This is a genomic window from Kiloniella antarctica (genome assembly GCF_042682825.1).
In the GTDB taxonomy this organism is placed as follows: Bacteria; Pseudomonadota; Alphaproteobacteria; order Kiloniellales; family Kiloniellaceae; genus Kiloniella; species Kiloniella antarctica.
Map to the genome: position 1 here is coordinate 1,028,111 of NZ_JBHUII010000001.1, position 16,382 is coordinate 1,044,492.

Genomic DNA, 16,382 nt, shown 5'->3' on the forward strand with positions numbered 1-16,382 from the left:
TCCCTTTTATATAGGAGGGAAGCATTCAAAATTGTTAAGTGATTTCAATTATGAGCGCATTAGCAATACCGTTACTATTTGAAAGAAACCGGCTGATCTCATGGCTGAAAAAGATATATCTGTTGAAGTACTTATTGTCGGCGGAGGGCTGGTTGGTCTCACGCTCGGGGTTGCCATCGCAGGTGCTGGTTTAGAAGTTGCTGTGGTAGATCGTGAGCAGCCCTCTAAACAAAAGGCCAGCCCCTTTGATGGTCGCTCTTCGGCAATTGCTTTGGGGTCACAACGGGTTTTTGATCAGGTAGGGCTGTGGGACGGTATGTCATGGGCGGCAGAGGCTATCCGTTATATCGAAATCACCGACGGACAGATCGATCGGGGTGCGTCGCCCCTCTCGATGTCTTATGATTTTAGCGAAGTCGGTGATTTGCCGATGGGATGGATCGTCGAAAATAGAGCCATTCGTCTTGCCACACATGCTAAAGCAGCTGAGTTAGAGACCCTGCATCATTTGGCACCACATACTGTGGTCGATCTGGAACGTGACAAACGAGGTGTTCGGGCCGCGCTTGACGATGGTACTAAGATAACAGCCCGTGTCGTTATTGGCGCGGATGGACGTGGATCTCTTTTGCGCAAAAATGCGGGGATCGAGGTAACGGGAACCGACTATCAACAAAACGGTATTGTCTGTACGGTTGTTCATGAAAAGCCTCATAACGGAATTGCCTTTGAGCACTTTTTACCTTCCGGCCCTTTTGCTCTTCTTCCTTTACCAGATAGTGAAGAAGGGGTGCATCGTTCTTCTCTGGTATGGTCGGAAAAACGAGAACTTGTTGATGGCTATATGTCCATGAGCAATGAAGATTTTGCCAATGAGCTGCACCGACGATTTGGTGACAACCTTGGAAAATTTAGTGTTACGGAAATGCGCTGGTCTTATCCCTTAAGTTCTTTACATGCGGAACGGTATATTGATACGCGAATGGCATTGGTTGGCGACGCAGCTCACGGCATGCACCCGATTGCAGGGCAGGGCCTGAATCTAGGGTTGAGAGATGTTGCCGCGCTGGCAGAAGTTATCGTTGATGCCCGTAGAGTTGGCTTGGATATTGGATCCCCGCAAGTTCTCGAGGATTACGCAAAATGGCGTCGTTTTGATAATGTTCTCTTGCTCGGTGCTATGGACGGCTTGGTAAAGCTATTCTCAAATGATCTGGCCCCTGTTCGGATCGCGCGTGATCTGGGGCTGGCAACTGTTGATAAAATTTCTCCTGTGAAACGTTTTTTCATGAAACACGCCATGGGGATTGTTGGTGACTTGCCGCGACTGATGCAGGGTAAGAGCCTTTAGTAAGCATTCACAAGTTAAAGTGATAACATAAAGGTGTGTTCGTTTATGGCGTTAACTCAATGTATTGTACGGTCATAAAGTTGCCAGAGTTCTCTCTTACGATAAGGTTTTAAATATAGTGCTGATGATGGGTTTGTTTAACCTTATGGAGATATTTATGCAGTTGGTTAAGTCATGTCAGGCTTGGCTACAGGGTGCGGTGGCTGTTGTTTCAATCATGTTTGTTACAACTTCGTCGGCCCTTGCCGCAGGCGATCACGCCGTTGGACAAGGTGGGAATGGCGAGTTTTTTATGGCTGCTATACCTGATGGCTGGCAGGCATTACCGCGTGTAACTGAAGTTCAACAGACATCTGCAGAGTGGCTTCCTATGGGGCAAACTGTAGAAAATTGGACGGACATGATCACGGTACAAGTCTTTCCGGGATGGGCTGAAGGTGATGTCAGTGTTTTTCTAGACGAATTGGCGGATATTTATAAGAAAAACTGTGAAGTGAGTGGCGCAACACCGCCGCTAAAAGATCAAGTGAATGGATTTTTAACCGGGTTCAGGCTGATAAACTGTACGCGGGATCTTACCCGAAATAGTGGGGAAGTCTCTTTATTCCGCGCTCTAATTGGTAAGAATGCTGCTTATCTTATTCAACGTGTTTTCAGGGTGCCTGAATTCGAAATAGGGGCTAAGCCAGTAACAGATGAGGTCATGGTAAAAGCCTTTGGCAGCATTAGTTCAATTGGAGCTTGTCAGTTAAACTCTCAGCAATATACCTGTGCAGACTGGAACCCTATTTTAGCAAAATTAAATAACAAGCCTTCTGTTATCATCATCAAAGCACCTAAATAAGCTATCACAGTATCACGCGTAATACTGTGATAGCAGGTTAAAAATTGTAGAACGAGCGATTGGGGAAAAACTGTGGACCGTTCTAAAAAGCGTGACCAATTGGTTGAGACGGCCCTTCAGCTTTTTTATAGGCAGGGTTTTCACGCAACAGGGGTTGATCAGATTATCTCTGAGGCCGGTGTTGCACGTATGACGTTTTACAAATATTTCCCTTCAAAGGATGACTTGATCGTCGCGACTCTTCGGCGGAGAGATGAGATTTTCCGAGGGTGGCTTTTTGGTTATATCGAGAAATACGACACTGCTCGTGACCAATTACTTGGTTTGTACGATGCTCTAGACCTTTGGTTTCAAGGCAAGGCGTTTCCGGAACAAAAATTTTCCGGATGTATGTTTATAAATGCAACAGCGGAATTTTCAGATCAAGAGCTTGAGGCTCATAAAGTTGCTGCAGAACATAAGGCTACTTTAAAAAAACAGTTTGTCTCTATTGTTGAAGCTGCCGGATTTTCTGCCGCTGACGAACTGGCAGCACAACTCCTTTTGCTTAAAGAGGGCGCAATTGTTACTGCTCAGGTTACGGGGGATCTGACGGCTGCCAAACGTGCCAGAAAGATTGCCGTATTTTTATTGGCAGCAGCACAGTAAAAATACAGTAAAAGCACCGTAAATTTTTGATTTTTAGTGGTCTCTTAAGGCTCGCGGGAAAGGCCACGTGCATCAAGTTCGTCCAGGTATTTTTGCCAGATGGTATCTTGTTCTAAGGCCAATTTATAGAGGTATTGCCAAGAGAAAATTCCAGTATCGTGTAAATCGTCAAAGGTAAGCTTTACGGCATAATTTCCAACGGGTTCAATGGCAATTATGCCAACCATCCGTCTGCCTGTAAGGATTTGTTTTTGGCTGGGGTGATGGCCTTGAACTTCTGCTGATGGGCTTTCAATACGAAGATATTCAGCAGGCAAAGCAAAGCTTTTACCGTTATCAAACGAGATATGCAGGGCTCTTTCTTCTGACTTGTAGGTGAGGTCAGTGGGCCAGTGTTCTGTTTTAAACTCTTGAGAGTTATCTTCTTGAATTGTACGGGTCATCTGCCAGTCTTGGTTTCATCAAATAATATGGGGCCTAGAGCCTTATTCACGCAACGGCGAAGAATTAGTTTGTTATAGGCCGAGCTTCATCTGTGAGCATTACGGGAATACCCTCGCGAATGGGGTATGCGAGTTTTGCTTGCCGAGAAATAAGTTCTTGATTCTCGGCGTCATACTCCAAGGGTCCCTTGGTTTTTGGGCAAACAAGAATTTCGAGCAATTTTCTGTCAACGCGAGGGTGGGCCTTCATTTTCAGTTCCATTTCAGTAAAACTAATTCTGGATCGAATTGTTTATAACAAAGATATTATTCCAGTTATTGACGAGCAGTATTTTGGTTTTTTTGATGAACGGCCATATTCATAATTGTTTCCATGATATTTGCACGTTCGATCAGGGTTGTTGCTTCTAATATTGCCTGCTTTTCTGCTGCAGAAAAGGGGCAAATCATCGCAAGTGTGTTTATCAGCCGATGATTACTGGTGTGTTCGATAGCTTTCCAGTCGGCATCAATAGAGTTTGTATCAAAATAGGCTTTCAGACAGTGAAGAAGTTTTGTGCGATCAAGGTTACTGTCATCTGCTTCTTCCATGTCTTTACAGTAGCTATTGTAATCGCAAACGGCTTTACGGTATCCAAAATCATTAAGGTGTTCGTGTTTAATCGAAAACCTTATTATTCCCTGTAAAGAGATCAGGTACCGTCCATCATCTGTTTCCATAAAGGAGGTGATTCGACCGAGACACCCTGTTTTATAGATAGGTGCTGTTCCCTCATCCTGTGTGGTCTGACTGGGTTGCACCATACCTATGCATCGTGAATTCCCGAGAGCCTGATCAATCATCGTCAGATACCGAGGTTCAAAAATATTGAGCGGTAGGGTCCCGCCGGGCAACAGAAGGGCACCTTCTAGGGGGAAGAGGGGAATTTCCGTCGGAAGATCCTCAAAATTTGGATCGAAGATACCACCTGTCATTTTCGTTCCTAATTACATTCCTAGCTAAAAATTACTGATTTAACCGTAGTAGATATCTACTGTTTTCGTAAAAGATTTTAACAAAACAGAAGGGATGAAAGCCGATTACGTGCTTTGATGGTCATTGGGTCTGTGATACCCCAGGCTTCAAAGAATTGAAGAAGCTGTTGACGGGCTGCATCGTCGTTCCAACTACGATCATTCTTGATAATGTAAAGGAGATGATCTGCTGCTTCTTCATGATTCCCTGAGGCTTGCAAAGCCAATGACAAATCAAATCTTGCTTGGTTATCTGCTTGATCGAGTTCTATTTTTTGTCTCAGTTCGAGCACTTCTTCATTATCCAGACTCTGAGCAGCTAATTCCAACTTGGCAATGATAGCAGAAAACTCAGGCTTGGTCCGTAAATCTTCGGGAAGTTCATCAAACAGGGCTTGGGCTTCTTCGGTCATATCCGATGAGAGTTGGCATTCTAACATGCCTACCATGGCAGGTTCATTATCAGGGAAATGCTCTAAAATTTGGCTGTATATTGACATGGCGGACATGAAGTCTTTTGCTTCTCGCGCAAGTGTGGCTTGTTCGAGGGCATCGGCTACAGGGTCTTTTTTCTCGCCACCGGTTTTCTGAACCAGTGTATCGATAAACTTTTTAATTTCGCTTGGAGGCAGCGCACCGTTAAAACCATCAACAGGTTGACCTTGAAAGAAGGCGTAGACAGTTGGAACCGATTGGACACGCAGTTGCGAGGCGAGCATTTGATTTTCATCAATGTTAATCTTAACTAACTTGACGGCACCCTTGGCCGCCAGTACGGCACTTTCCAAGGCGGGCATCATTTGTTTGCAGGGGCCGCACCAAGGGGCCCAAAAATCAACCAATACAGGCTGACTCATGGATGCCTCCATAACGTCTTTTGGAAAGTCCTGTTGATTTGTATCTTTTATTAAATCTGCAGGCTGTTCAGATGAAGTGCCGATGAGTTCTTCCATGATGCCAGTGTCCAATGCGGGTATCTAAGATTTAAAAGCAGGTAGCCTTGATGTAGGCAATATATAAGTCGATTTAAGTGTCGAGTGTCAGATTACGAGTAGTCTTTTGCTCATCTAAAGAAGCTTTAGTGCACAAGATGAGGTCGAAAGGGTCTTACCGCAAGGAATCACACTGCCTGTGCTGCAAGTTCTTCCATATTATCCATATCCAAATTTTCGGGGGGGTGATTGATTCCGTGTAAAAATTGAACCAGATCATTTGGCGCAATCGCGGTGGTCATGGTGTTTGTTAGAGGGTGCGCGTTTATGGGTGACATGGTCATCATCTGTGAATCCAGGATGACTTTAACATGACCATCTATATCGTTGATGGCGCAAAATGGTGATACGGACCCGGGTTCTATTCCCAAAAATTCTTTCAGACGATCGGGTGAACCAAAAGATAGCTTTCCTGCCCCAAGTGCTTTACCCAGGAGCTTGATATCAATTTTTCGATCTTCCAAACAAACAAGTAACCACATCTTTCCCTTCTTGTTTCTCAGGAAAAGGTTCTTGGTGTGAGCCCCGGGGAGGTCTCCACGATGTGCTTTGGATTCTTCTACCGTATAAACAGCAGGGTGAGAAATCGTGTTTGATTCGATTCCAAGAGTAATTAGCTTCTCTAAAAGTTGCCCGGGAGTTGCTGGGGCTGGATTGGTCATACTCTGATGCCTGTAGCTATATGTAAAATTCTGAAATGGTATAATTTCCTTTGTGCCCAAGGATATGTTGAACTTTTTAGCCTTTGCAGCAACCAATAATCAAGTAAGAAACCAGAACATTAATTTTTTTGTAAAAAAAGCTCTTGCATTGTCAAACAGCGTGGCGTAAATACCCCTCCATCAACACAGTGAACGCGGGCGTAGCTCAGTGGTAGAGCATCTCGTTGCCAACGAGAATGTCGTGAGTTCGAATCTCATCGCCCGCTCCAGTGTTGTATGAAAATGACCCAGCTTCGGCTGGGTTTTTTCGTTTTTGGGTACTGTAGATAAAAGAGTTTCCAATCGATCTAGATTCCAGCACGACATAAATCGTAATATTGCATGAAAGACGTAAGGGCGGTTTTGTCTTTTGATTCTATTTTTTAACTGGTAGGCAGGTATCGTTGAAGATGAGGACAAGGCGCTGTGATTAAGAATATTATCGGCTATATGTTATTTTTTACCTTTTTGGCACTTTATGCTGCTGTGGTGAGTACAATTGGGACAGACTGGTTACCAGATCATCCGTTGATTCATCTGGTGTATTATCCTTTTGTCGGTTTGATCTGGATCTACCCAGTTATTAAGGTAATGTTCTGGTTAAAACGTAAGCGGGATCGACTGGACGATGAGAACACTCAGTAAGATATTTCTTCTAACTCTGTTGCTAACCGTTGTTAACGGAGAACTATTAGAGAAAAAAGCTTGGGCTTTTGGTGATTTGGGTCGAGAAGAAACCGTTGATTTCTGTGTTACAGAGTTGGGTCGGAAATTTGGCGCTGAGAATGCGTTGAAGATGGAAGAGCACTGTGTATGTGCTGCTGATCTGGCTTTGGAGAAAACACCAGATAGGTTGCAGGCTCCTTTTACGAGACTGGTTCGCCGTCAGAGCATTCGAGCGGAAGATCGGGCTGCGTTTAAGGCTGAATCAGGTAGCTTGTTTCTCTATCTCGCCATGCTAAACAGTAGCTGTCCAAAAATCTTTAATGATCCTCTGCTTCAAAAGCTGCTTATCCCCGCTAAATAATACTCTATGAGCTAAGCTCTATTAAACAGAGCTTTGTGTGATTAATACCTGTTTGGGCAAGACCGATCCTATAAGAACATGCCAGTACCATAAAGATTACATTGCACAATAACGGTACCTTCAGAATCTTCCAATCTGGTTTCCAGGGACGCGAGATTCGCCTTTTTGAATAGCCAACGGCTAAAGGGAATAATCCAGTGAGGATCGATTTCTGTGTCGATCATCAGGCAGTAATACCCATCTTTTAGTGGAGAACTTAACTCTGAGGCGACTTCTGGAGAAATAAAATATCCACGATCTATCAGCAGGCGTGTCACGATATGAATCGATTGCAGATCAAGGGAGAAGTTTAATCTAACGGATTGTTCAGCGTTAGCAGATTTACATGGAAGTTGTAGTGCAAGGACGTTCATGATCAGATCTCATAAGGCATAGAAGTAAACGAGCAGGCGTAGACATTACCGTCGGCATTTTCATGCCGCGGATCATTCGCGTGGTCGTATACATTCGCGCATATGTGGCGTTGTTACTCTGATACATATTCACACTATTACTCCTTCTTATTTCTGAGTGCAAGTTCTGTCCAAATAATCAGATGGAAAGGAATTAGCTTCTCAGCTTAGTAAGGGTCATAAGGGCTGCTCCTAAGTAGATTCTGTATCATTAGTATTTTTATGCGGGTACGTTCTCTTACCAACAATTATGAGGTTCGGATTGTAACTGGCGTAAAAGATATATCCTGTTTGTAAAGTGTGATCATTATGAGGAGAAATTATTGTTTTTCTTGGAAATTTTTACTGCAGGACTTAATTCTTAAAAAAAATAGTGCTCTGGAGCATTTAGTTTGATGGAATTGTCCCACGGGCGCGTTTCGCGACTCTGAAAAGTACGCGGAGGGTGTGTGATTGTTTTGGCCCATATAAGAAATAGGTCTTCTCAATGAGCTACTTTTGTTCTTCAAAATTTAGGCGTGAAAAGGCTTGGTGAGCAACTTTAACGAGAATTAAACCTCATTTAATTTACTGTTTCCTAAGTATTAGAAAAATATCCTGTGAGCGACGCACTTTTTACTAACATTGATTTTTAAATAGGTTAACGTGGATTGTCCTTTGTCCTATGGCGCGGACCTAGGGTGAGGACGTCGAATAGAGTAGTAACCTAATAATTAATAAACTTAATAAGCGACAGCGGTCCGAGGAAAGAACAATGGCCATTCATGGCATAGACACGACATCTGAATGTATCGAAAAAGTAGTCGAACTGGTTCACAAAAAAATAAGTGCAGCTAAAGCGCCAATGGTTGAACAGTTTGTCAGGACTTTTTATGACAATGTTCCTCCCGATGATTTGAGGGAAGAGACACCAGATAATCTGTTTGGGTCTGCACTGTCATTTTGGGGGCAACTCCAGCAGCGTAATGAGAACGAAACAAAGATAAGAGTTTATAATCCGCGCCCGGAAGAGCACGGGTGGAAATCATCCCATACGGTTATTGAAGTCATTAATGATGACATGCCGTTTTTGGTCGATTCTGTGACATCTGCTTTGGAACGTCTGGATGTTGAAGTCCATTTGGTGATCCATCCGGTTATCAGCTGTCTGCGGGATCAAAAAGGCAAGATTACTGCATTCAATTGTAACGGTGGTGCTAAAGGGATTTTGACAGAATCGCTGTTGCATATCGAAATTAGCGAGCAAGTCACTGAAAGCCACACACAAATAGCGCATGAGCTGACAACCGTATTTCAAGACGTGAAGTCTGCGGTTGCTGATTGGCAGCCGATGATAGCTAAAATGGATGGGGTTATTGCTGACCTTAAGAAATCTCCGCCAGCGCTTTCCAAAAAAGAGATCGACGAATCAATCGCCTTCCTTGAGTGGATGAACCAGGATAACTTTACTTTTCTGGGTTACCGTGAGTACCAGTTTGAGGGCACAGGCACCAATGCAATCCTCAAGGTTCAACCAAACTCTCTCGGTGTTTTGAGTGATATTGATGTTCATGTTTTTGACGGTCTGAGAGATTTTGGATCTCTACCTGCAGAGGTGCGTACCTTTATGACGCAACCTGTTTTACTCCGTATTACGAAGGCAAATAGACGATCAACTGTTCATCGCGCAGTCCACATGGATACAGTTGCGGTTAAACGCTTTGACAAAGAAGGTAAGGTCGTCGGGGAGATTCTATTTGCTGGGCTTCTGACATCAGCAGCTTACGCACGTTCTCCTAGCGATATTCCGCTGTTGCGCCATAAGGTGCAAAAAGTGTTGAAGAAGTCGGGTTTCAAACCGGGAAGCCATGATAGTAAGGGGTTGACTCATATCCTTGACACCTATCCTCGCGATGAGCTTTTTCAAATTTCTACGAGCGAACTGTTTGATATCTCTCATGGTATTTTACACCTCCAAGAACGTCGGCGAATTGCGCTCTTTGTGCGCAAGGATCCTTTCGAACGCTTTATCTCCTGTCTGACATATATTCCACGGGATCGTTTTGACACGGCATTACGACGCAAGGTCGGTGAGATTCTTTGCAAGGCTTACAATGGCCAGATTAGCGCCTTCTTTACTCATTTGTCTGATACAGCGCTTGCTCGTGTACATTTTATTGTTAAGACAACGCGTGGACAGCTTCCCGATGTTGATGTGCTGGAACTCGAAGCACGTATTGCTGAGGTTGGCCGCTCTTGGGAAGATCGTTTAGAAGAAGCCTTGATTGAAGGTCGCGGTGAAGAGCAGGGCATCCGGACAATGCGCCGTCTTGGGGCTTCGTTCCCGGTTAATTATCAGGAAGATTTTAACGAAAATGATGCTGTTTTTGATATTAGCCGTGCTGAAGAGGCTTTAGAGGGTGATGGCTTGGCCATGAACCTTTACCGCCCACTTGGGGCAGATCCTGAACAGGTTCGATTCAAGATTTACCTCAGGGATAATCCGGTTCCCTTATCTGATGTTATGCCAATGTTGGAAAATATGGGGTTAAAGGTTCTTAGTGAAATTCCTTATCATTTTCATTCTGCTGAAACAGGTGAAAGCGTGTGGATGCACGACTTCAACATGGTGGTGTCTGATGATCTGGATATTTCCATCAGTACTTTACGTGAAGGGTTCCACGAGGCCTTTTCCTCTGTCTGGCACGGGCGTATGGAAAATGACGGTTTTAACCGTTTGGTTCTCGGGGCAGGACTAAAGGTAAGAGAGGTTACAATTCTTAGGGCTTATTGTAAGTACCTGCTTCAGGCCAACATTCCTTTCTCTCAATCTTACATGGAGCAGACGCTGGCCAGTAATCCAGAAATTACCCGGCTTCTCGTTGATCTCTTTTTGGTCCGTTTCGCAGGTAAGGGGACAGAACGCGATGACCAATTAGCTCAAGATACGAACCAGAAAATAAATGATCTACTCGAAAAAGTAAGTAATCTGGATGAAGACAGAATTATTCGTCGTTACCGTAATGTGATTGAGTGCACTTTGCGGACAAACTTCTTGCAAAAAGATCAAGAAGGACACTTTAAGAAGTACCTTTCCTTTAAGCTAAATTCACAAAAAATTACGGATCTCCCTCTCCCTAATCCTTATCGTGAAATTTTCGTTTACAGTCCGGATGTGGAAGGTGTTCACCTTCGCTTTGGTCCTGTTGCGCGGGGTGGCTTACGTTGGTCTGATCGCCGTGAGGATTTCAGAACAGAGGTTTTGGGACTGGTTAAGGCACAGCAGGTTAAGAACTCTGTGATTGTACCTGTTGGTTCTAAGGGTGGTTTTGTGATGAAAAACCCTCCTGCGGCTTCTGAGGGACGCGAAGCTTTTTTAGCGGCGGGGATAGAATGTTATAAAACTTTTATTCGTGGCCTGCTTGATATTACCGACAACCTTGTGTCTGGCGAAGTTGTGCCGCCAGAACGTGTGGTGCGCCGGGATGAGGATGATCCCTATCTTGTTGTCGCAGCGGATAAGGGAACAGCAACCTTCTCGGATATTGCTAATGGTGTGTCTGTTGATTACGGGTTTTGGCTGGACGATGCTTTTGCTTCTGGCGGGTCAGCAGGGTATGACCATAAAAAAATGGGTATCACAGCCAAAGGCGCATGGGAGTCCGTAAAGCGTCACTTCCGGGAATTAGGTAAAGACATTCAAAGTGAACCTTTTACAGCAGTAGGTGTTGGGGATATGTCTGGCGATGTTTTTGGCAACGGGATGTTGTTGTCAAAGCATACCAAGTTGGTGGGAGCTTTTAATCATCTCAATATTTTTGTCGATCCGGATCCGGACGTCGAAAAAAGCTTTGTTGAGCGTCAGCGCCTTTTTGATCTGCCACGTTCATCTTGGACAGACTATAACACCAAACTGATTTCCAAAGGTGGCGGTATATTTGAGCGTTCAGCCAAATCGCTAAAAATCAGCCCGGAAATGAAAGTACTTTTTGAAATCACTGAAGATGAGCTGGCGCCAGTTGATTTGATGCGGGCGATGCTCAAATCTGAAACTGAGTTGCTGTGGTTTGGTGGTATTGGGACTTATGTAAAGCAGTCTGGCGAAACCCACGGTGATGCTGGTGATCGTGCCAATGATGCCTTGCGGATCAATGGCAAGCAACTTCGTTGTAAGGTCGTTGGCGAAGGTGCCAACCTTGGTATGACCCATCAGGGACGTATTGAGTTCGCACAAAAGGGGGGGCACGTTAATGCCGACTTCCTCGATAACTCTGCCGGGGTGGATTGCTCTGACCACGAGGTTAATATCAAAATCCTGTTGGGTGCTGTTGAGGCTAATGGAGATATTACGCGTAAGCAGCGCGATAAGTTACTGGAAAGCATGACGGATGAGGTCGGTGAGCAGGTTCTGCGTGATAACTATCTACAAAGTCAGGCCATTTCAGTAACCGCGAACATTGGCGGCCGTCTTCTTGACCGTATAGCGCGGTATATGCGTACGTTGGAAAAGAAAGGTATGCTTAACAGAGCTATCGAGTACCTCCCGGATGATGAGATGGTTATGGAGCGTATGAAGCAAGGACAGGGCTTTGAGCGGCCAGAACTTGCGACACTGATGTCTTATAGTAAAATTGCACTGTATGATGAGCTTTTGGTATCCAATCTTCCGGATGATCCTTATATGGAAGATACGCTTGTTGAGTACTTCCCAACACCTCTTCATAAAAAATATGAGAAGCAAATCAAGGAGCACCGTTTACGCCGTGAAATTATTGCAACCGCAGTAACCAATGACATGGTTAATCGGGTGGGGCTCATTTTTGCCTATGAGGTGCAGGAAAAAACCGGTATGGCGGCGTGTGATATCGCGCGGGCCTATACCATTGCCCGCGAAGTCTTTGGCATGGACGAATTGTTTGCCTTGATTGAGGGCCTAGACAATAAAGCGCCAGCTTCACTACAGGCGATACTTCTCGCTGAATGTGGACGTTTGATTGAGCAAGGTACTGTCTGGTTCTTGCGTCATGGCGAGCATCCTCTGGATATCAGTAAAGAAGTTGGTTCTTATGTGAAGGAAGTGACAACAATTGCAACTCATTTGGAAAAGCTTCTTTCTAAAGAAAATAAAGCTCTTTTGCATGAAAAGATAAAAGCCTTTACCAAAAAAGGTGTTCCTGCAGAGATTGCCAAACGGATTGCGGGCCTACGTCTATTGACTCCTGCCTGTGACATCGTTCGTCTTTCTCATACTCTTAAAATGCCAGTAGATACTGTTGGCAGCACTTACTTCTCTATCGGAGAACGTTATGGATTTGATTGGCTGCGTAGTGCTGCGAGCCGTCTTCCGAGCGAATCTGCCTGGGATAAGCTTGCTGTGACAGCCATTGTCGATGATCTCTATGGTCATCAGGGTGAGCTTACAGCGCGGGTACTTGAGGATGCGGGTAAAGTTGACCGTGTAGAAGCTGCGATTAAGGAATGGGCTGAATCGAAAAAGCCGCTGGTTAATCGGACGGAACAAATTCTGGCCGAGCTTAACGCCGCGGGTAAGCCTGATTATGCCATGCTTGCGGTTGCCAATCGACAGTTAAAGAACATGGTTTCTTCTTAAGGCATGTCCCAAGCTTATTTTTAAGTCCGTTTAAGGGCTTAAAAATCTGATTTTAATATAAAAAGGCCAATGAAAATTTCACTGGCCTTTTTATTTTTGTTTGTAGTGGGTATATGGCTGTTAAGCGTCTTCAAGCACAACTGCCGTGCCATTTGCGCTAACCATAAGCATGGTGCCGCCAATTGATTCGTAATCGAGATCGACGCCGATAATAGCATTTGCCCCGACAGACTGGGCTTGTTCTATCATATCGTTCATTGCGTGTTCTTTTGCGCCACGGAGAGCCTTTTCATAGCCACCAGCACGGCCACCCAGAACATCGGTAATTTTGGCAAAGAAGTCTTTGATAAAGTTTGCCCCTACGATGGCATCTCCACTCACGATGCCTTTGTAAGCGGTAATGCGTTTTCCTTCAATGGAATCTGTCGTTACGATTTGCATGATTATCCCCGTTTTTATCTCTTGAATTTATAGATTGTTGGCTGCTGTTGTATCTTAAAACCTGTCGGTTCGATCATGGCAACGGCGGGTTTGATATACAAGTGCAATGATTTGGCTTGTTCAACAAAGGGAGAACTCAAGTCAAGTGAGTCATTTCATTGACGCTAAAGTCTTCAACGGCGTTTTCTGCCGCGATCAGGAAAGCTGAGACATGCGGTGCGCTCATATGGTCTTGCCATAGTTCGCGGGTTTGCCAGCTTTCGAAAAAAATGAAATGTGCAGGATTTTCGTTATCCTGATGGAGGTCGTACTGTAAACATCCTTGTTCGCCGCGGGTTGTTGGGATGAGTTTTTCCAGCTCTTCACGGACCAAGTTAATTTTATCTAATTTGGCGTAGATATTGGCAACGATTGTTAGGTTTGGCATTTTGATCTCTTTGTAAGTAATTGAGATAAATAGATATTGTCTAATGTCTTAAAGCGCAAGTAGGCACAATCGTGTAATATAAACTGTAATATTGGCAGGGCGTGTAGGTTCTTTTTGTGTCGTGTATTGAGTGCTCAAGTAAAAAGGTATGGGGGGAATGAGTAATTTCCGATCTGGTCTCTATAAATTAAATCCACTATGCTGGAATTTCCACTAAGACTGATTTCAAGGATAAATGCAGATGGCACCAAAACGCAAAGGCGTCCCGCTTATCGGGGATAAGGTGCGTGACGCACGCAAGGAGAAGAAGCTGACGCTGGATCAACTTGCGAAGTTATCTGGTGTGTCCAAGTCCATGCTTTCCCAAATTGAACGCGGGCAAGCCAACCCAACTTTTGCAACGCTTTGGAGCCTGACGCAAAGCTTTGGCATGGATATCTATGAGCTACTTGAAGGAGCGCCGCGAGAGCCTGAAGTGATCAAGGTCGAGGTTGTACCGGCAAACCTGACGCCGACAATGTCCAGCCCTGATGGCAGCTGCGTGATGCGCATTCTCTCTCCTGTAGAGAGCGCGGCCTTGTGCGAGTGGTATGAGCTGACATTTGAGCCCGGTGGTGCCCTGCGATCTGCGCCCCACGTTGAAGGCACACGCGAACACCTAACCGTTCTGTCGGGCCAAATACTGGTCGAATCAGCGGGTGAGAGCGATATTGTCGAAAAAGGTGGTACAGCCCGATATCCCGCAGATTGTGATCATGCATTGGTGAATCAGGGGGATAAAGAGGCTGTGGCCTTGCTTGTTGTGGAACGTCTTCAGGGGCTTTAGGGCCAAAATATATATTCAACAAACAAAAGGGCGCTCTCCTGTGACAGGGGAACGCCCTTTTGTTTTGGCATAAATCCCGGGGTTTATGGCGTCACAGCCAACTTAAAGCCTTCATCTTTCCAGCCCTCTACGCCACCGATTAGCTCTTTGACCTGGTAACCAAGTTTTGCCAGGCGGACCGCTGCCTTATTGGCACCATTACAATGTGGTCCTGCGCAATAGACGACAAAGAGCGTGTCGTCAGGATATTCTCTCATTTTTCGGGCAATGATCTTGCCGTGTGGCAGGTTGATCGCCTTTGGAATATGACCCTGATTATAGAGGTCAGGGGATCGCACGTCCAAAAGAACAAAGTCCTGAATCTGCTCGGTAAGGGCGTAGTGGGTATCCCAGCAATCAGCTTCCAAACGCAAGCGTCTTTCAAAGTGGGCCAGGGCTTCTTCCGGCTTGGCTGCACGGACAAGTGCGACAGCTGAAGGCATTGATCTTTCTCCATAAATTTAAAACGAATTATCTCAATACAATCAACATAAACCATCATTTTAAGTTTGCCTATTGGCATAAATGACTATATACATGTATATTATGCCAAATAAGTATTGTTTCCTGTATGCCGAAAAGAGTTAAATGATGACGTCAAAACCAAACCATCTTGTTGCTGCTGTCATCTATGATGGACTCTGTACGTTTGAATACGGCATGGTTGTTGAGGCGTTTGGTCTGGAACGTCCCGAGTTTGAAACCTGGTATGATTTCACGACATGTTCGGCAGATTCTGGCCCGTGCCGTGCGTTAGGTGGTCTTCAGGTGACGGCTGAAAATGGTCTCGAAGCTTTGGAAAAGGCAGATACTATCGTGATTCCGGGATGGCGATCTGTGCATGAACGTCCACCGGAAGCGCTTCTAGAAGCGATTTGGGCGGCTTATTATCGTGGCGCGCGTATTGTCTCTATCTGCTCTGGTGTGTTTGTGCTGGCGGCGGCAGGAATCTTGCAGAATCAAAAGGTAACGACCCACTGGCGTTATGCGGACTTGCTCGCCGAGAAATATCCAGAGCTAAAGGTTGATCCTAATGTGCTCTTTATTGATGAGGGCCGTATTATGACCTCTGCGGGATCTGCGGCGGGGCTTGATCTTTGCCTGAACATTATTCGCAACGACTTTGGCCCGGCGGTTGCGAACAAAGTGGCAAAGCGGTTGGTGTTGCCAGCACAGCGTGATGGTGGACAAGCTCAGTTTATTGATCGACCTCTGGTGCGTAGAGAGCAGGCAATGGATGAGCTGTTACAGTGGGTTCGCGACCATATCCAGATGCCGATCAAGGTCGAGGATCTGGCAAAGCGCGCACATATGAGCTTGCGGACTTTTATTAGGCGTTTCAAAGAGGCTACAGGGCTTCCCCCGGCGAAGTGGATGATTCAAGAGCGTTTGGCGCTGGCGTGTACCTGTCTGGAAGAAACAATGATGTCGGTTGAAGAGGTCGCAACCCATTGTGGTTTTGGTATTGCGGATACACTGCGCCACCATTTCCGGGACCAAATGGGAATCAGCCCAACACGATATCGTCAAAACTATCAGCTAGGCTGATTCAAGACTGAGGATTCAAGCTCAAAGCTATAGTTGTTT

At 45.3% G+C, this 16,382-nt stretch carries 17 protein-coding genes and 1 tRNA gene; 9 read left to right on the forward strand and 9 right to left on the reverse strand.

The features are described 5' to 3' along the window. Positions 1-100: 100 nt before the first annotated feature. From ACFSKO_RS04870 to ACFSKO_RS04880, 3 genes are all read left to right on the forward strand, one after another. The gene (locus ACFSKO_RS04870) at positions 101-1,351 is read left to right on the forward strand and encodes a UbiH/UbiF/VisC/COQ6 family ubiquinone biosynthesis hydroxylase (protein WP_380248983.1); all 1,251 of its coding nucleotides are present in this window, start codon (positions 101-103) and stop codon (positions 1,349-1,351) included. Between the two features lie 157 nt (positions 1,352-1,508). After that, the gene (locus ACFSKO_RS04875; protein WP_380248985.1) at positions 1,509-2,195 is read left to right on the forward strand and encodes a hypothetical protein; all 687 of its coding nucleotides are present in this window, start codon (positions 1,509-1,511) and stop codon (positions 2,193-2,195) included. Between the two features lie 72 nt (positions 2,196-2,267). After that, the gene (locus tag ACFSKO_RS04880; RefSeq protein ID WP_380248987.1) at positions 2,268-2,843 is read left to right on the forward strand and encodes a TetR/AcrR family transcriptional regulator; all 576 of its coding nucleotides are present in this window, start codon (positions 2,268-2,270) and stop codon (positions 2,841-2,843) included. A 44-nt stretch (positions 2,844-2,887) separates the two neighbouring features. Here the strand turns inward: ACFSKO_RS04880 and ACFSKO_RS04885 are convergent, their stop codons facing one another. From ACFSKO_RS04885 to ACFSKO_RS04905, 5 genes are all read right to left on the reverse strand, one after another. After that, positions 2,888-3,286 (reverse strand): gamma-butyrobetaine hydroxylase family protein, encoded by a 399-nt coding sequence (locus tag ACFSKO_RS04885; protein WP_380248989.1) that lies wholly within the window; start codon positions 3,284-3,286, stop codon positions 2,888-2,890. A gap of 64 nt (positions 3,287-3,350) precedes the next feature. Further along, positions 3,351-3,536 carry a Trm112 family protein gene (locus tag ACFSKO_RS04890; protein WP_380248991.1) on the reverse strand — a complete coding sequence of 62 codons (186 nt, stop codon included), beginning with the start codon at positions 3,534-3,536 and terminating at the stop codon, positions 3,351-3,353. A gap of 65 nt (positions 3,537-3,601) precedes the next feature. Then, a complete protein-coding gene (locus tag ACFSKO_RS04895) occupies positions 3,602-4,261 on the reverse strand; it encodes an LON peptidase substrate-binding domain-containing protein (protein ID WP_380248993.1) in 660 nt (219 codons plus the stop codon). Positions 4,262-4,338: 77 nt separating this feature from the next. Then, positions 4,339-5,253 carry a tetratricopeptide repeat protein gene (locus ACFSKO_RS04900; protein ID WP_380248995.1) on the reverse strand — a complete coding sequence of 305 codons (915 nt, stop codon included), beginning with the start codon at positions 5,251-5,253 and terminating at the stop codon, positions 4,339-4,341. A 167-nt stretch (positions 5,254-5,420) separates the two neighbouring features. Further along, the gene (locus tag ACFSKO_RS04905) at positions 5,421-5,954 is read right to left on the reverse strand and encodes a prolyl-tRNA synthetase associated domain-containing protein (RefSeq protein WP_380248997.1); all 534 of its coding nucleotides are present in this window, start codon (positions 5,952-5,954) and stop codon (positions 5,421-5,423) included. 194 nt (positions 5,955-6,148) lie between these two features. Here ACFSKO_RS04905 and ACFSKO_RS04910 point away from each other — a divergent pair. From ACFSKO_RS04910 to ACFSKO_RS04920, 3 genes are all read left to right on the forward strand, one after another. Continuing rightward, a tRNA-Gly gene (locus ACFSKO_RS04910) sits at positions 6,149-6,223 on the forward strand. A 196-nt stretch (positions 6,224-6,419) separates the two neighbouring features. Then, positions 6,420-6,638 (forward strand): DUF2842 domain-containing protein, encoded by a 219-nt coding sequence (locus ACFSKO_RS04915; protein ID WP_380248999.1) that lies wholly within the window; start codon positions 6,420-6,422, stop codon positions 6,636-6,638. Beyond that, entirely contained in the window at positions 6,622-7,020 is a 399-nt protein-coding gene (locus tag ACFSKO_RS04920) for a hypothetical protein (protein ID WP_380249001.1), read from the forward strand. Before ACFSKO_RS04915 ends, ACFSKO_RS04920 begins: the two co-directional genes overlap by 17 nt. Before the next feature lie 68 nt (positions 7,021-7,088). On the opposite strand, the gene ACFSKO_RS04925 is transcribed toward ACFSKO_RS04920, so the two are convergent. Continuing rightward, positions 7,089-7,433, reverse strand: coding sequence for a hypothetical protein (locus ACFSKO_RS04925; protein ID WP_380249003.1), 345 nt, complete (start codon positions 7,431-7,433; stop codon positions 7,089-7,091). A gap of 793 nt (positions 7,434-8,226) precedes the next feature. Here ACFSKO_RS04925 and ACFSKO_RS04930 point away from each other — a divergent pair. Continuing rightward, positions 8,227-13,062 (forward strand): NAD-glutamate dehydrogenase, encoded by a 4,836-nt coding sequence (locus tag ACFSKO_RS04930; RefSeq protein ID WP_380249005.1) that lies wholly within the window; start codon positions 8,227-8,229, stop codon positions 13,060-13,062. A 120-nt stretch (positions 13,063-13,182) separates the two neighbouring features. Here ACFSKO_RS04930 and ACFSKO_RS04935 read toward each other — a convergent pair whose 3' ends face one another. Both ACFSKO_RS04935 and ACFSKO_RS04940 read right to left on the reverse strand, forming a co-directional pair. Next, positions 13,183-13,503 carry a YbjQ family protein gene (locus ACFSKO_RS04935; RefSeq protein ID WP_380249007.1) on the reverse strand — a complete coding sequence of 107 codons (321 nt, stop codon included), beginning with the start codon at positions 13,501-13,503 and terminating at the stop codon, positions 13,183-13,185. Positions 13,504-13,639: 136 nt separating this feature from the next. Then, positions 13,640-13,930: a putative quinol monooxygenase gene (locus ACFSKO_RS04940; protein ID WP_380249009.1), complete on the reverse strand. Its 291-nt coding sequence runs from the start codon at positions 13,928-13,930 to the stop codon at positions 13,640-13,642. A gap of 241 nt (positions 13,931-14,171) precedes the next feature. On the opposite strand from ACFSKO_RS04940, the gene ACFSKO_RS04945 reads away from it, so the two are divergent. Then, positions 14,172-14,756, forward strand: coding sequence for a helix-turn-helix domain-containing protein (locus ACFSKO_RS04945; RefSeq protein WP_380249011.1), 585 nt, complete (start codon positions 14,172-14,174; stop codon positions 14,754-14,756). An 83-nt stretch (positions 14,757-14,839) separates the two neighbouring features. On the opposite strand, the gene ACFSKO_RS04950 is transcribed toward ACFSKO_RS04945, so the two are convergent. Next, positions 14,840-15,238: a rhodanese-like domain-containing protein gene (locus tag ACFSKO_RS04950; protein ID WP_380249013.1), complete on the reverse strand. Its 399-nt coding sequence runs from the start codon at positions 15,236-15,238 to the stop codon at positions 14,840-14,842. Between the two features lie 148 nt (positions 15,239-15,386). Here ACFSKO_RS04950 and ftrA point away from each other — a divergent pair, with 148 nt between their 5' ends. After that, entirely contained in the window at positions 15,387-16,343 is a 957-nt protein-coding gene (gene ftrA, locus ACFSKO_RS04955; RefSeq protein WP_380249015.1) for a transcriptional regulator FtrA, read from the forward strand. Positions 16,344-16,382: the final 39 nt, after the last annotated feature.

What these genes read in the sequence shown, in the direction of transcription:
- ACFSKO_RS04935 (WP_380249007.1), bottom strand. Translation starts at nt 13,503, where the DNA reads ATGCAAATCGTAACGACAGATTCCATTGAAGGAAAACGCATTACCGCT.
- ACFSKO_RS04950 (WP_380249013.1), bottom strand. Translation starts at nt 15,238, where the DNA reads ATGCCTTCAGCTGTCGCACTTGTCCGTGCAGCCAAGCCGGAAGAAGCC.
- ACFSKO_RS04875 (WP_380248985.1), top strand. Translation starts at nt 1,509, where the DNA reads ATGCAGTTGGTTAAGTCATGTCAGGCTTGGCTACAGGGTGCGGTGGCT.
- ACFSKO_RS04890 (WP_380248991.1), bottom strand. Translation starts at nt 3,536, where the DNA reads ATGAAGGCCCACCCTCGCGTTGACAGAAAATTGCTCGAAATTCTTGTT.
- ACFSKO_RS04930 (WP_380249005.1), top strand. Translation starts at nt 8,227, where the DNA reads ATGGCCATTCATGGCATAGACACGACATCTGAATGTATCGAAAAAGTA.
- ACFSKO_RS04920 (WP_380249001.1), top strand. Translation starts at nt 6,622, where the DNA reads ATGAGAACACTCAGTAAGATATTTCTTCTAACTCTGTTGCTAACCGTT.
- ACFSKO_RS04940 (WP_380249009.1), bottom strand. Translation starts at nt 13,930, where the DNA reads ATGCCAAACCTAACAATCGTTGCCAATATCTACGCCAAATTAGATAAA.
- ACFSKO_RS04900 (WP_380248995.1), bottom strand. Translation starts at nt 5,253, where the DNA reads ATGGAAGAACTCATCGGCACTTCATCTGAACAGCCTGCAGATTTAATA.
- ACFSKO_RS04870 (WP_380248983.1), top strand. Translation starts at nt 101, where the DNA reads ATGGCTGAAAAAGATATATCTGTTGAAGTACTTATTGTCGGCGGAGGG.
- ACFSKO_RS04885 (WP_380248989.1), bottom strand. Translation starts at nt 3,286, where the DNA reads ATGACCCGTACAATTCAAGAAGATAACTCTCAAGAGTTTAAAACAGAA.
- ACFSKO_RS04945 (WP_380249011.1), top strand. Translation starts at nt 14,172, where the DNA reads ATGGCACCAAAACGCAAAGGCGTCCCGCTTATCGGGGATAAGGTGCGT.
- ACFSKO_RS04925 (WP_380249003.1), bottom strand. Translation starts at nt 7,433, where the DNA reads ATGAACGTCCTTGCACTACAACTTCCATGTAAATCTGCTAACGCTGAA.
- ACFSKO_RS04895 (WP_380248993.1), bottom strand. Translation starts at nt 4,261, where the DNA reads ATGACAGGTGGTATCTTCGATCCAAATTTTGAGGATCTTCCGACGGAA.
- ftrA (WP_380249015.1), top strand. Translation starts at nt 15,387, where the DNA reads ATGACGTCAAAACCAAACCATCTTGTTGCTGCTGTCATCTATGATGGA.
- ACFSKO_RS04905 (WP_380248997.1), bottom strand. Translation starts at nt 5,954, where the DNA reads ATGACCAATCCAGCCCCAGCAACTCCCGGGCAACTTTTAGAGAAGCTA.